The following is a 14,146-nucleotide window of genomic DNA, read 5'->3' on the forward strand; positions in this document are numbered from 1 at the left end:
ATATATTATAGGGAATTGTAGGGCAGGTTTAGTTATAATGTACGTCCTTAAGCAAATTTACTATTTCACGCACGCGCCTCTCCACTTTAGGATCTATGTACTTCTATTTTAGAACCTTGCGGGGATTTAGAAACTTTAACCTGTGCGGGCAATCTTTCGCCCAATTCTCGAACGTGGGTAATCACTCCAATCAGCCTGTCTCGCTGCCGCAAAGATTCTAAAATTTGAGTAACGCTTTCGAGAGTTTCGGTATCTAAAGTGCCAAATCCTTCATCAAGAAATAAGCTGCCCAAGTGAGCTCCTTGAGACAGTTTTTCTGACAAAGCTAAAGCCATTGATAAGGAAGTTGCAAAGGTTTCGCCACCGGAAAGAGTGCGTACTCGTCTAGCTTCGCCACCGTTCCAATTATCTGCTACCCAGTATTCGCCGTCTTGGTTTTTTAGTTTGTAGCGATTTTCGGTTAATTCTTGCAAAATTAAGGTGGCGCTGCCGACTAATTCTGCTTCTAAATGTTCTAAAATGTAGGATTGAAATTCGTTGGATTTGAGATTCTGCGCTAAGGTGTGATAAGTTTGCTCTTGTTCTGTGAAATTTGTGATTTGCTGTGACAGTCTTTCGGCTTGTTCGAGATTTTGAGCTGCTACTTGAATCCAAGCTAACAGTTCGGCGCGGTTGTTGTTGGCTTGTTTGAGGTTTTCTTGGGCGGTATGTTTTGCCGATCGCACTTGTGCTAAAGTATTCTCATCCGTAGTTCTGCCTGCGATCGCCTCGCTCAAATCTTTCGCCCGCGTCTCTAACTGAATTTTTGATTCGCGGTGAGAGCGAATAGTATTTTCCCAGTCTGATTGTTCCTTAACTGTCGCAACCGCTGCTAAAAATGTCTCTTCTGTGAAATCAGCCGCCGTTAATTTTGCTGACCAATCCATGTTTAACTGCTGTTTATGAGCCTGGGCTTGTCCAAAAGCTTCTCCAGCTTGTTGCTCTCTCTCAGCAGCTTGAATAACCTTATTTTGAGCAGTTTGGTAGGATTTTTCGGCAACTTTTAGCAGATTTGCCAAGTCTTGCTTGTCTTGTTCTAAGGCTTTTGCTAAATTAGCATAAGGTTGATATTCGGTAATTTGATAAAGCGCATTTACACAACTTTGCAACTGCTGCTGGCGACGGTCTGATTCGGCGATCGCATCTTGATATTCCTGCTGTTTAGCTGCTTGAGTCGCCACAGCAAAATTAAATTTTTGTTGAAAATTATCATATTCCAATGATGCGAGTTGGAACTGCTGTTCGGTTTGGCGATATTGGCGATCACTCTCTTTAAGGAGTACCAACTCCTGCTGCAACCCCAAGCTTTCCCACTGAGGATTTTCCAGCACATGAGTGATTTCCTGCTGCAATTGAGCAACTTTATTCGCAGTTAATTCCAACATTTGAACAATTTCCGACTCTTTTTGCAGGCAGGCTGCCACTGCACTTTTTCCCTCAGCAGCAAACCTTTGAGCATCTTGAAAAACCTGATTTGCAGCAGCCAACCTTTGCCGCAAACCAGCCACATCGACAATGTTAGAATTGGGCAAAGGAGGGAGCCGATCGCTCTCAGGATGCACCCCCCCGCACACCGGGCAAGTATCGCCAGAATTCAGCGACATTCTGACAGCAGCCACACTCTCTAAACGTGCGGCTTCCGCATTAGCAGTTTGGGCCACTTCTAAGTCGCGATCGCACTCTTTTAGTCGGATTTCTGCTGCTTCTAAATTAGCGGCAATCTGCACATAATTCTGTTGAGCTTTTTCCTTATCTGCCAGAGATTTATCCAACTGTTCTTGCTGAGTCTTTTGCTGCTTGGTAATTAGCTGCAATTCCATCAATAAGGGTGAAATTTGCTGCAATTGCTCTAAACGCTTTCCTCCCGGCGCATACTGTTCGAGCTGTGCCGCTGCTTGAGTAACTCGAAAACCCGCGCCTTGAATTTTAGTGTTAGCAGCTTGCAGTTCTTTATCTGCTGCCATAAAAAAGCGGAGTTTTTCCTGTTGAATTTTTTGGGCAAGCGCAACTTCTTTTTCTAATTGAGCGCGTTGTTCTTCATATACTTTAGCAGCAGCTAGAGCATCTTCGCGAGCCTTAATTTGTGGCGCTAGCACCTCTTCTTTAGCTTTTGCCACGTCAAGTTGCTGCTGCTCTACTGCTAGCTCAGATCGAGCTTTAATTAACTGCTTTCGCGCTGCCACCGAGGCACTTTCGGCAGTTTCATACTGACTGCGAGCCGATCGCACTAAAGCCCAATCTCCCTGTAAATGATTGGCAGCTTGCGCTCTTTCTAAACGCTGTGCTAAAATGGTCACCTCTGCAGAATTAGCATTTAATTGGGTCAGTTGTTGTTGCAGCTCTTGCCAGCGAGCGATTTGCGAAAATAGCTGTTCCTCTTCATCTAGATCCTTCTGAGCTTTCATCACAGCGCGATCGAACTGGGGCAACTGCTGCTCTAAAATCAAAAGTTGCGATCGTCTTTGAGCCACCTCATCAGCCGTCGGCGCACTCAAATCCGCTAGCTGCCTTTCCACCATTTCCCGTTCCTGTTTCAGCAACTTTGCGAGTTCATTTGTTTCCTTCCGCATCTGCTCAAAAATCTCAAATCCCGCTAGCTGCCGCAAAATTTCCCGACGTTTGGATGTATCCCCTTTAATAAACTCATCAAACTTGCCTTGAGGCAGAACAATTGCTCGCGTAAAAGTATCAAAATCCATTCCTAAAATCTGTTCAATGGTATTTTGAACAGCAACGATACTCGTCCCCAAAGTTTCCCATTGACCATTTTGCCAGTTGTCCAAAATCACCTTATTTTCGGGAGATTTCGGACGAAAACGCCACCTTCGCGTCACCCGATACTGTGCCGAACCCACAGCAAAACGCAACTGCACTTTTAAATTCTCGCTACCTTGACTTGCCAAATCACTTACTTGTTTGCCACTGCGAGTAGTAGTGCCAAAAAGAGCGTAAGTCATGGCATCTAACAGTGAAGATTTGCCCGCACCTGTAGCACCAGTAATTGCAAACAAATCGAGTTGACCAAAATCTAAACGCTGTTCCTGGTGGAAGCTGGTAAATCCTTCGAGAATAAGTTCGAGTGGACGCATATTGATTTTAGTTTTAAGATTTGGGGTTTTAGATTGTTATATTCAGGTCTACAGTCTTCCCTATCCCCACTACCCCCCCTTAACAAGGGGGGGGACAAGAGTATTATCAAAGTCCCCCTTCTTAAGGGGGATTTAGGGGGATCTAGACTCGACTACAAGCGACATTGAGCGTGGGTTTCAGTCTTAACACTATTTGAAATTTGAGATTTTGGATTTTGGATTGTATCTTTTTACCCATTTAATTGTTAACTGTTTCCTTAAACTTCTTGTACAAATTTTTAAATTCCTCCAATACTGCCAGTTTCGGTGTCGTTCCCAATCGGTTTTGATAATAGTTGCAAAACTCGGTTGCCGGATCGAAATTATTGGGATCGATATTAGTTATTTCTGTTGCTTCTAGCGCTGCATCTGGATAGCGCGGTTCAATTAACAGCGCTTGAGAACAGATTTGGCGCACACGATCTGCAAGTCCGATTTGCGGACTGTCTAGTTCGACAATTACTTTCAAGAAACCCGGATGGTACTGATGAGCTTCTAAAGTTTCATCAAGATTGTCGTTATGACATTTAAGCACTTTTAACGGCTTGTGGCAAGCCACAGGCTTAAATTCCACCTTTGCCTGACTTCCCGGCTCAACTTCTATCAAGCAAAATCCTTTTTCCTGTTCCGCTTCTCCAAAATCTAACTGAATCAAAGAACCGGAATAATAAGCGGGAGAAGTCTCAGAAATCCGTTGGTGAATGTGGATGTGTCCGAGGGCAACATACTGAGCTTCCGGGGGCAGAGTTTGCGAGGACAGCAGGTATTTTTCTCGCGTGTAATAAGCGGCTTCAGATTTTGCCAATCGAGCGCCGTCAATGCTCATGTGTCCCATGAGAAAATTGACAGTATTGTCTCTAAAATCTCTGGTTAAATCTTCGAGTAAATATGCTACGATTTCGCGGTAATCTTTTCGGCGATCGGCATCGCCAGACTGCCAAAGAGAATTAGCATCTAACAGTCTTTGTTCGGAAGCAAAAGGCATCGCTCCCACACAAAGTTTACCGCTTTTTGTATTAAGAGTAATCGTGCCACCGTCGGCGGAAAGCCTGGGTTTGCCTAAAGCGCGAACACCTGCGAGGGAAAGCAATTGCGCGATGCTGTCGATGCGGGATGCGGAATCGTGATTACCGGCGATCGCAATTGCGGGAATTCCTGCTGCTTGGAGTTCGCAGAAAAAGTTATAAGCAATGCGTTCGGCGTAAGCGGGAGGGTTGGGTACGTCGAAAATGTCGCCGGCAACGAGCACAGCATCGACATCCAAGGCTTTTGCTTGCTTCAAAATCTGTTCGAGGGCGATCGCAATTTCAAAAGTGCGATCGATCCCTCGAAAACGTCGCCCTAAATGCCAGTCAGCAGTATGAATTATTCGCATAGTACAAGGAGTATTTTGTTTATTTTAATAGAAACGCGCCACTTTTCAATCTTCCTCATTTTCTTGAATTGCTGTTTCAATCTCATCAAAATATGCCTCAGCATAAGCCCAAGCATTCGCCAAGTCAGCGGCACGCAGAGTCGGATAGTCTTCTAGGAGTTCAGCTTCAGAAATACCTAAACGGCGAGCATTCACCAGCACCCAAACAGGAATTCGCGTTTGTCTGATGCAAGCATCGCCGCCGCACACGCCGGGAGTCTTTTGAATTCCCGACCAAAATTTTCTTAAACTTTGGGCTAGTAATTCTATAGCTTGAGCCTTCTCTTCTGGAGTTAAAGCCAAGAGTTGCGGTTGCAATTCTTTCAGTGTCATCTTTGCAATTATTGAGGTCATGAATATTAATTTTTTTTGCCATACAGGTATTCTAGCACTGGTGGCTAAATCAAAACTTTCATTCCACAGGCTTCACATCGTGAAACCGAGTATAATCAACCACCCGCCCTCCCGTCGCCGATTTCAAAAAAATATCTACAAACCGCATATTCCACATAATTTCAGATGCCACAAAAGAATGTCGCGCATGAATAGTTTGCGAAACACTTTCATCAATTCCTGTTAACGTAATTACAATTTCCGCTTGCTGTTCCATCAAGTCTTGAGCAGTAAGTTGGTACAAAGGACTGCTCTCCTCAATTGCGTGCATAACCGTCCAAGTTAATGCAAAAACCGGAGAGTGACTTCGCACCAATTGCAAATCGTAAAAACGCCGCATAAATTCTCCTTCCGATGTTACCTCGTCACGGATCAAAGTAGCTCGCTGCTGCGCTTCTAAAATTTGGTTAAAACGCTGATTTGCAGTGCGGTACATCAGAGTCGGAACGCCGTTAAAAGGAGCGATCACAGCTACGCGGCTGAAGATAACTCTAGCTGTTGGTCTGGAAAATCTCGAAAAAGCGAGTCCCGTCACCATCGCGACTCCCCACAAAGCAAAAAGCGCTTGGATCGCGACTATAGTATTAGCGTAATCCGTGCGCGGATACATAGAGCCGTAGCCGATCGTCGCCATTGTTTGGATGCTGAAAAAAAAGGCATCTGGGAAAGAACCCGGCCGCGCGTTAGCAATGCAATCTCCTCCCGCCAAGTAAGCTAAGGCAAATAAAGAATTCGTGACTGTATAGGAGAGACAAATCAGGATGAAAAATTGTGGCCAAGAAAGAGTTAGTAGCCTGTGGTAGAGGTCGGCAAAATGCAGGCGCGGTACTCCCAACTTGACAATATTTAAGGGCAATTGTCCTTGGCGGCTGACTAAACGAGCCTGTGGCTGGTGGTTGCGGGGAATTTTCATTGCGATTTGTAACTGCGGCTGTTTCAATTTGTAACTATTGCTTTGACCGGGAAAACTTATCCTTTAGACTGATGTCTGATTCCAAAAATTCGGATAAAAGCGGAGTTTAGAAATGGTTGAGCTTAACTGGCATGACTATCTCGTTATGGTTTCTTTTGTGGCTTCTATTGCGGGTCTAGTCCTGCTGGGTGATCATCGCAACTCGCAGCCAACGGACGAGCGCACTTTGAGCGAAGAAATCCTAATCAAGATGAGCTTTACTTACTGGATAGTGTACTGCATCTCTTTTTTCGGGCTAAAACTTCACCTACCAGAAGATAGCTGGTTATTGCTCAGTTTGAAGCTGACTACTGTTCTTTCTTACTTGTTGACTGCTTCTAGCATACTCAGTCTGCCGCTGCAACGCATGGCTGTTCGACAAGTTGAAGATTAAAAAAAGTGTTTGTAGTGAGGACTTCAGTTTTTTCGATCGCGGTGAAGAAAAACTCAAGTCCTGACTGCAAAGCTATTTGAGTGATATTACCGGGCAATAAGCTCACAGTTAGCTGTGAGTATGCCACAAACTCGGTTGCTTAGGATTTAAAGCCTTTAGAGCTTTTCTTTTTCTCCTGCGGTTTAGACTTTGACTTATTAACTTCGCCTAAAGCTTCCTGAAATAAGTTGTGCAGGTGCACGGGAACGCTTGCAATTTCGGGGAGTTCGGGTTCTAAGGGTTTTTTAAACTCTTGCAGCAAAGCATCTAAATCGCGTTCGATCTGAAAGTCTTTACGTTCCAATACAGTTTGCAAAATTTGTTCTAATTTCGTTGGATTAACTTTAGCTAACCGTTGCCAAATCCAGACATTAATTCCAGCATCTTCTAGATAGTTACGCACCAGCTTTTCGTAACCGGGAACGGTTGAAAAATCTTCGGCTGCTAGCAGTGCAGTAAATTGAGCGTAAGTAGACAAAAAGGTTTGTCCCCAGCGTGGATGAGAAAGTGCTGTCACCTGTTCGGCTTTCTTAAAGCGATCGGGCAATTCAACTTTCGGCATTACCATTTTTGAGTGAGGATCGCTATCGATCCCTACCTCCACTGAAGACGGATCTGCACCGGCTGCTGCTATAGCTGCTGCTTTAATTTCTTCTGCATCGACTCCAGCATCTTCAACGATCTCCGCCAGAGATTTATGTTCATCAATGCCGATATCCGCTAGGCGTTTTTTAGTGATGAATTCCTGAAATTCAGCCAACTGTTTATTCAGGTGATATCCCGATAGCGTAACTTCCTCGCTGCCAAAAAATTCGGTAAAATCTTCGTGGTACTGTTCTACCGAATGCCAAGCTTGCTCTAACAATTCCGGCGCATCGCTGTATAGGTTATTTTTGTGATTTTGCTTGAAATTGCCGATCGCCACCGCCAACTTCGGCTTGCCCAATTTCCCCATCGGTATCGGAGGGCCCGATAGTATCCACCAGTCATCGGTGAGAGGAGCAATCCGAGCCCGCAAGATTTCTCCTAACTTAAAGCGAGACATTTCTGCAAGAAAATTAGGACTGTTGGGCTTGACTACGTAGTGCTTAGCCGTCAGCCAGTTCATCAGTTCAAACCTGTCGGGGGAAAGTTGAGTGATTTCAAATAAGCCGGTGAAGCTTCTGTGTTCCCAACTTTCCAGCAAGCTACGATCGCTCTCTGTTAAATCTGGCTGACTTTCGACAAATAGCTCGATCGGGGTTTTCTCTCCGACTTTACCTTCGATAGTAAAACTGTCAATCACTTGATTTTGCTGAGCAATATCGTAGCGCTCGCCGGTGGATCGAGCTGCAGCATAAGCTTCCAAAGCTACCGCCAACTCTCCCTCAGCATCCAGCACAAAGTCAATTAAATTTTGCTTGAGTGTCCAAGCTCTTTCCAACATTTCATCCACAAGTAATACCAATTTTGAATGAGAGGATTTAGATTAACAATTATCGGACTTGAAGCCACCGACGCTTTACGATCCGGCTCCGATTGAAAAAAGCGCATCGCGCTCGATGTCTCAGTCCTGAATAAGTTTAATTTTAAGGCTAATAGTCAAAAAAAAATGTTAATCTCAAACGGAATCCTCCCGATTTGGTAAAAAGCATTTATTACGAGTGCGATCGTCCCGCACAGCAAAGCCTCTACGTCTCTAGCGAGTTCTCACAGCGAACAGTCCTGTGAAATAAGAATCGTGCTGAAAAATGCGATTTCAAGGGAGCATAAAAATACCCTCTCCGATGTAGAGAGGGGCTTAAAATCCCCAAAAACTTCGCTAAACTCGCATTAAAAACTGTGCTATCTATCAACAACAGTCCAAGACGCTGCAGCCGGGTTTTTTTTATCAAACACTTCACTCCATTCCGGTACCCGGCTAAAAATAACCGGAACGCTTGAGTTTGTGTGTCTCCAAGACAGAGAAATACTTGGCGTAAGCCCTTAGCGGCCGTCTTTGTCAATGTCGCCAGGAACAGCCCGTTCCACCCGATCCCAAGCGTCGCGCGTGGCGTGCTTAGCTTTTTCCCAACTCACTTTAGACTTACCGCGATTTGTTTCGTAGTCGCGCTGCAAATCCGGTTCGATCTCGTTGAATTTCTTACCAGTAGCGCCATAGCGACTGTATCCCTCATAACCAGTGCGGTATGCAGGCTGATAGTCTTCGTAAGTTGCGCTAGTTTCCACGTAAGGACGGGAACTGTAGTTGCTTTGCCAGTAAGCATCTTCTACCGTGGGGTCGATCGCCTCGCCCACACCTTTGCCCACCAAACCGCCGCCAAACGAACCCACCACAGCGCCGACAACTGCTCCTACAGGCCCGCCGATGGCACCGCCGATCGCAGCACCCGCAGCACCGGCACTCGCCGCACCGATACCCGTTGCCACTGGATGAGCCCCTGTTTCCCCCGAAAGCGGGTCGAGGTTAGCATCAGGTTCATGTACCGTTTTTTTGTCATCGCTCATGATATTTTTTCCTTTTATCTAAATGTAACTATTATTAAATTTACCTTTTAAATTTATATCTATTCATCTGCCTTAAGGATGAAGCTGCTAGCTGCAAAAGGAGGGAAATAAGAAAATACTTCTCGTATCAAAAAGTAGCTTTACACACTACTCTCAAGCGATAAGGTGCGCCGAGGCGCACCCTAAATCATTATGTTCAATTGAGTTCTGAGATCGGCTTTATTGTGTACTCACTGAAGCTGTGTATTTACCAGCAACTTGAGTTATATATAAATCTCTTGATTTATTAGTTGCCTGTGACCTTTTCGATCAAATCTTCAGCTTTTTGAACTATTCCTTCTTGCGGGTGTTCTCCCTTGTACTCTTTTAAGCTTTCGTCGTAAGCTTTCTCGACCTTTGCAGGATTTTGAGAGGTTTTGACTATTTCTTCGTAAGCTGCTTGGGGATTGAGATCCTCGAAACTTTCTGCGGGGTCAGTAATTTTAGCTTCTGGCTGCGCCTGAGTCCTGTCTTGACCTGCGTAAGCAGCCTGACTGGGTACTACCGCTAGACTTAACAGACCAATGAACGCCAGGGTACAGACCAGCAAAATGCTTTGGCTCAATGTTTTTCCGAGAGCTTTTAAAACCCGCTTCATATCAACTTCTCCTCGTATTTTTCCGCAAAAATTATGGTGTTTGTCGCCCCTTCACTGCGATCGCACATTTACAACCTTGGTTCAAGCGCAATCTTTGTCGCAGCTACCGCATCTAGACCGAGCCAAAAGGGATGTTTCCCGTGACATCCCATATCTTAAGCGCCTGCTTGTTACTATTACTTCTACCAAAAGATAGATTAGTTAGACAAGCGGAACTCATCTCCTATGAGGGGCGCTCGCAATTCCTGCGAGGAACCCTATCTAGGGGTTTTCTCATCAATTACGAAGCCCCTGACTCTTCTTTTTCGGCGCGTCTTTCGCATCTTCGCATTTCTGGAAAAAATTCCATTTTTGAACATTTTAAATTGCTATAAATAACCTAACTCACTACAAAACCACCTGCTCTATCTCTAGGTTTCTGTTCTGCATAGCTCGTTCAAATAGCTCAGTAGAAAGAGCTTGCTCTACCGACCAAACGCCCGGTTTTTCCAGTTTACCTTCTAACATTAATTGAGCTATGCTGCCAGTACCGATGCCCGTAGCGACGGCAGCACTGGGGTGTACCGCTGTCGAGCAAACTTTAGTCAGTTTGCCGTTTTTGAGACCAGTCACTTGCGATCGCACTGCCACACCAACCCCACTAAAACTATTAGTAACACTGGTCATCCCATAACTGACATAGGAGAGAAATTCAATCACGGAGTTATTTTTGAGCCAGCTAGCCGGCCAATACTTGGCAACAAACCACGTAAGGTGATTGTAAAGGTCGGGAGACGTACCGAATTTAGTCACAACTGATTTGACGGGGAAAGTTTCGGGCAAAGTGATTGCTTCCGGCATATCGAACCAGTAAACCCCTGTGTTGCCGTAGGGTGCGGGAAATTCAATTGTTTCGCGATCGCTGTAGGGTTGTACTTGCTGCCACTTGCGATCAGCCCAAACGTCAAAAGGGGTTTGCAAACCTAAAAAAGTGGTTCTCATGACGGTAACGCCAGCGCCGCCCGAACCTCCGACAACATAACTCAAATGGATGTGTTCTGCTTCATCTAATTGTTCCACATCTCGCCGCACCATGCTATTAGAAACACCGGGAAAAATTCCCGTATTAATAATAGCCGTTATCCCAGCCTTCTTAGCAGTTTCGCGCAATTCTAAAGCCCTGCGAGTAAAACTGCGGCTGTCGCTGACATCAGTATAATTAACGCCTGCTTCTATGCAAGTTTTCAATACACTGGCGTCTCGGTAGTGAAAAGGCCCGGCACAGTGAACGACGAGATTAGAGGATGAAACCGCTTGGTGCAGGGCTGCACTGTCTGCTAAATCTAAAGTTTGGAAATGCACCCGATCCGGCGGCAATCCCCGCCCAATAGAGGCTTCAGAATTGCGTCCGGTAATAGTAATTTCCGCGTCGGTATGGGTAACAAGGTCTTGGGCAACGCTGCTGCCAATTCGTCCCCGACCGCCGACAATCAAAACTCGGTTTGCCATCGCTAAAAAAAGGGTAACGCCACTTTTCAGTTTCTCAAATTGGGGCCAGCGTTTTCATCCGCATAAAGTATGAATTGAGGAGAATGCGAGATGCTGGGGGATCGGCGGCGATCGCCCTGATCCAGAGATGGGCAGGGGCGAGAGACAAAGAGAATGAGTTATTAATTTAGTTGCCCGTACTAGCTTTACAAGTCGGGAGGAAAAATAAACCCCCAAGAAGTAACTCTGACTCGCTCTAGCCCTAGAATTTTAGCAATCTGAACAACTCGATCGTATTTTTTCGCTTCCAGGATTGTTTTTAGGAATGAGAATTAAATAACTTCCACTCTTGAAAGTGGGACGGGCGTCCCGCCCATCCCACCATAACAATTAAAATTGTAAGTTATTTAATTCGCGATCCTTAGCTAGATATTTTAATGCCTCATATTTGATTAATTCATCAGTTATCAATAGAGCAAATTTTTAAATTTTATCCAAATAGGTTTGGGTGTTTTTTGAATATACTTCTTGCCAACTAATTTTAGTTAAACTATAAAAAAAATTGTTTAATTGGAGCAGAGTGGGGAGCATCTCACATGGGCAGCCCAGCTAAAAATTGGAGGTGGGAACCCGATCGAAATCGTCGCCGCTGTTATAGTCTCCGTTGTAATTTGTTGTCAGCACTTTACAATTATAAGATCGCGAAGGAAACTAACAGAAACAGAAAAACTTTACCTCCGAGGATTGCTTTCCGGTTGCAGTCCCACTGAAATCGCTCGCCAACTGTTTCAGAGTTCCAAAAGTGCAGAATTTTATTTATGTAAAACTTTATACCAATATGTTAAAAAACTCGCAGATGTACCTAACGAACCTGTAGGCAATTGGCGCAATATTTGCGATCGGCTACAGGAAGCCGGATCGAAAACTCTGTCTTCTCCTGAATTTAAAATAAATAATTCTCGGCGTTGTTTAACCAGGGTATGAAAAAAATCACTTAAAAATCCCGAAGTTTTGTGAATACTGGTTTCTATGACTTGCATATTTAGCCTGTCATACCCTAAATCAGCAACGCCTAATTCTCTACCCACAGAAGCATTAGTAAAAATAGTTGGTATAGGTGTGATTGAGAAAAATACAATATCAATTGATATTAACATTCGACTAGAATTCCCCTCTACTGAGGAAACTCCGAAAAAAGAAGATTTGGATAAAGAGGATTAGATGGGCGATCACACTTGGGGACAGAAACGGCGATCGCCCCTGCACAGAGAGGCAAAAATGTTAATAATCTTATAGCTGATAGTTTGAGAAGGAACTTTTTGATAAAATATCAAAATTAAAACTGGTCGCACCCGTTGCGATTTTAACTAAAATAATCAAATTAGTCAAATTTATGTCTCGATTAAGTATCAGATCGAACAACAAAGCTCTGGGCTTTGTGCTGGGTTTATTAATTTTTGTCATTTTTATTCCCGGATGTTGGGCTTTAACAACTAATATTGCTCCCACACCAGTACGGCAAGTAGATAACAAAGTAGCGGTGCGTGCAGATGTACAAAACACATCAAATTCTCGCTCTTCTTTAGGAGTTGGGCTTAATGGTATTGCTGACTACTCCACACAATTACCCTTTTTAGATGCTTTCAAATCTTCTAGACAATGGATAACTCAATGCGTTAGCGGACAACCAAACTGTAAAGGTGAATGGGATACAGAGGAGTATAATCTTTTAAATCTTGATGAAAATGGGTGGGTGAAGTCTCTCCCATCCCCCGAAGATGCTCCTAAATATACCAGGGTAAGTACGCTATTACTTAGGGAAATCCCCAATCGCTATCCTTCAGGACAATATATTGTTACTTATGAGGGTGAAGGTGCGATCGAATATGGCTTTGATGCCAAAAAAGATGAGGCTGCGTCGAAACCTGGGAGGGATATCCTTAATGTCGATGCCACACAAGGCGAAGGCATCATGATTATAATTACTGCTACCGATCCCAAGAAAACAGGGAACTATATCCGCAATATTAAAGTTGTTCACTCCCAAGATGAACAGCTTTTTCAACGTGGTGAAACATTTAATCCGCTGTTTATAGACAAGATTAAAAAATTTAGAGTCTTGCGTTTTATGGACTGGATGGGGACAAATGGTTCAGAACAAAAAGAATGGTCAAACAGACCTAAACCAGAGAGTGTATCCTATGCTGACAGAGGAAATGTTCCCATAGAAGTTATGGTGAATTTAGCTAACAAAGTCCAAGAAGAACCCTGGTTTAATATGCCACATCAGGCTACGGATGAATATATGACTAACTTTGCTAAAATGGTCAAAGATAGTTTAGATCCCAAGCTGAAAGTTTATGTAGAGTATTCTAATGAGGTTTGGAATTGGTCATTTCCACAATCGAATTATGCTTTGGAACAAGGTAAAGCGAGGTGGGGAGATAAAGGCGATGCTTTTATGCAATGGCACGGAATGCGTAGTGCTCAAATGTGCGATATATGGAAAGGCGTTTTTGGGGATCAAAAGAATCGAGTTGTCTGCGTGTTAGGAACTCAAAGAGCCTGGAGAGAGTTAGAAACTTATTCTTTAGAGTGTTCCTATTGGGTGGCTGAGGGCAATAAACCTTGTTATCAACACGGTATTGATGCCGTAGCCATAGCGGGATATTTTAGCGGAAACTTGGGCGGGAAAGAAAGTGTTAGTACAGTAGAGTCTTGGTTGAATGACGCAGATGGCGGATTTGGCAAAGCTTTTAAGCAATTAAGAGAGGGCGGGTTACTGCCGGGGTTCAAAGATAGTTTGCCCGATGTTGAGAATGACTTTAAGTATTTCTTAGATGTGGCTCAAAAAAAAGGCCTCAAGTTATTTGTTTACGAGGGCGGTCAACATATTGTAGGTATTGAAGGAGTTGAGAATAACGAAAAACTGACTCAGTTTTTTATGGAATTAAATAGGCGCCCAGAAATGTATGATATCTACACCCAATTACTGAATAGTTGGAAACAAGCTGGAGGGAGTCTTTTCATGCACTTTGTGGATGTGAGTTCATTTAGTAAGTGGGGAAGTTGGGGCGCTTTGGAGTATGTGGAACAAAAGGGTTCGCCTAAGTATGATGCTTTGATGGATTTTATTGATAAGAATCCTTGCTGGTGGGAGGGCTGTGCTGTCGAGGGATGATCGGGAATTGGGTGC

Annotated in this window: 11 protein-coding genes; 2 read left to right on the plus strand and 9 right to left on the minus strand. The window is 44.2% G+C overall.

Going from position 1 to position 14,146, the window contains the following annotated elements:
* Window positions 1-86 precede the first annotated feature (86 nt).
* The 4 genes from QT979_RS14150 to QT979_RS14165 all read right to left on the minus strand — a co-directional run bounded on the left by QT979_RS14150 (window position 87) and on the right by QT979_RS14165 (window position 5,887).
* Complete coding sequence (locus QT979_RS14150; protein ID WP_333310649.1) at window positions 87-3,128, minus strand: SMC family ATPase; 3,042 nt, start codon at window positions 3,126-3,128, stop codon at window positions 87-89.
* Window positions 3,129-3,366: 238 nt separating this feature from the next.
* Window positions 3,367-4,542, minus strand: a complete 1,176-nt coding sequence (locus tag QT979_RS14155; protein ID WP_333210538.1) for an exonuclease SbcCD subunit D — start codon at window positions 4,540-4,542, stop codon at window positions 3,367-3,369.
* Window positions 4,543-4,587: 45 nt separating this feature from the next.
* Complete coding sequence (locus tag QT979_RS14160; RefSeq protein WP_333310651.1) at window positions 4,588-4,914, minus strand: DUF433 domain-containing protein; 327 nt, start codon at window positions 4,912-4,914, stop codon at window positions 4,588-4,590.
* Between the two features lie 79 nt (window positions 4,915-4,993).
* On the minus strand, window positions 4,994-5,887 hold the full coding sequence (locus QT979_RS14165) for an ion channel (protein ID WP_333310653.1): 894 nt from the start codon (window positions 5,885-5,887) through the stop codon (window positions 4,994-4,996).
* Window positions 5,888-5,999: 112 nt separating this feature from the next.
* On the opposite strand from QT979_RS14165, the gene QT979_RS14170 reads away from it, so the two are divergent.
* Window positions 6,000-6,320: a hypothetical protein gene (locus tag QT979_RS14170; RefSeq protein ID WP_333310654.1), complete on the plus strand. Its 321-nt coding sequence runs from the start codon at window positions 6,000-6,002 to the stop codon at window positions 6,318-6,320.
* Window positions 6,321-6,459: 139 nt separating this feature from the next.
* Here QT979_RS14170 and QT979_RS14175 read toward each other — a convergent pair whose 3' ends face one another.
* The 5 genes from QT979_RS14175 to QT979_RS14195 all read right to left on the minus strand — a co-directional run bounded on the left by QT979_RS14175 (window position 6,460) and on the right by QT979_RS14195 (window position 12,107).
* Window positions 6,460-7,806 carry a hypothetical protein gene (locus tag QT979_RS14175; protein ID WP_445304784.1) on the minus strand — a complete coding sequence of 449 codons (1,347 nt, stop codon included), beginning with the start codon at window positions 7,804-7,806 and terminating at the stop codon, window positions 6,460-6,462.
* Between the two features lie 518 nt (window positions 7,807-8,324).
* Window positions 8,325-8,846 (minus strand): hypothetical protein, encoded by a 522-nt coding sequence (locus QT979_RS14180; RefSeq protein WP_333310656.1) that lies wholly within the window; start codon window positions 8,844-8,846, stop codon window positions 8,325-8,327.
* Between the two features lie 286 nt (window positions 8,847-9,132).
* A complete protein-coding gene (locus tag QT979_RS14185) occupies window positions 9,133-9,483 on the minus strand; it encodes a hypothetical protein (RefSeq protein ID WP_333082972.1) in 351 nt (116 codons plus the stop codon).
* A 387-nt stretch (window positions 9,484-9,870) separates the two neighbouring features.
* Window positions 9,871-10,971 carry a saccharopine dehydrogenase NADP-binding domain-containing protein gene (locus QT979_RS14190; protein ID WP_333310658.1) on the minus strand — a complete coding sequence of 367 codons (1,101 nt, stop codon included), beginning with the start codon at window positions 10,969-10,971 and terminating at the stop codon, window positions 9,871-9,873.
* A gap of 791 nt (window positions 10,972-11,762) precedes the next feature.
* Entirely contained in the window at window positions 11,763-12,107 is a 345-nt protein-coding gene (locus QT979_RS14195; protein ID WP_333229362.1) for a hypothetical protein, read from the minus strand.
* A 236-nt stretch (window positions 12,108-12,343) separates the two neighbouring features.
* On the opposite strand from QT979_RS14195, the gene QT979_RS14200 reads away from it, so the two are divergent.
* Window positions 12,344-14,131 (plus strand): cellulose-binding protein, encoded by a 1,788-nt coding sequence (locus QT979_RS14200; RefSeq protein WP_333310659.1) that lies wholly within the window; start codon window positions 12,344-12,346, stop codon window positions 14,129-14,131.
* Window positions 14,132-14,146 lie beyond the last annotated feature (15 nt).

This window comes from Microcoleus sp. w2-18bC1, from assembly GCF_036700365.1.
Lineage (GTDB): Bacteria > Cyanobacteriota > Cyanobacteriia > Cyanobacteriales > Microcoleaceae > Microcoleus.

What these genes read in the sequence shown, in the direction of transcription:
- QT979_RS14150 (WP_333310649.1), bottom strand. Translation starts at nt 3,128, where the DNA reads ATGCGTCCACTCGAACTTATTCTCGAAGGATTTACCAGCTTCCACCAG.
- QT979_RS14170 (WP_333310654.1), top strand. Translation starts at nt 6,000, where the DNA reads ATGGTTGAGCTTAACTGGCATGACTATCTCGTTATGGTTTCTTTTGTG.
- QT979_RS14165 (WP_333310653.1), bottom strand. Translation starts at nt 5,887, where the DNA reads ATGAAAATTCCCCGCAACCACCAGCCACAGGCTCGTTTAGTCAGCCGC.
- QT979_RS14180 (WP_333310656.1), bottom strand. Translation starts at nt 8,846, where the DNA reads ATGAGCGATGACAAAAAAACGGTACATGAACCTGATGCTAACCTCGAC.
- QT979_RS14190 (WP_333310658.1), bottom strand. Translation starts at nt 10,971, where the DNA reads ATGGCAAACCGAGTTTTGATTGTCGGCGGTCGGGGACGAATTGGCAGC.
- QT979_RS14155 (WP_333210538.1), bottom strand. Translation starts at nt 4,542, where the DNA reads ATGCGAATAATTCATACTGCTGACTGGCATTTAGGGCGACGTTTTCGA.
- QT979_RS14195 (WP_333229362.1), bottom strand. Translation starts at nt 12,107, where the DNA reads ATGTTAATATCAATTGATATTGTATTTTTCTCAATCACACCTATACCA.
- QT979_RS14185 (WP_333082972.1), bottom strand. Translation starts at nt 9,483, where the DNA reads ATGAAGCGGGTTTTAAAAGCTCTCGGAAAAACATTGAGCCAAAGCATT.
- QT979_RS14160 (WP_333310651.1), bottom strand. Translation starts at nt 4,914, where the DNA reads ATGACACTGAAAGAATTGCAACCGCAACTCTTGGCTTTAACTCCAGAA.
- QT979_RS14200 (WP_333310659.1), top strand. Translation starts at nt 12,344, where the DNA reads ATGTCTCGATTAAGTATCAGATCGAACAACAAAGCTCTGGGCTTTGTG.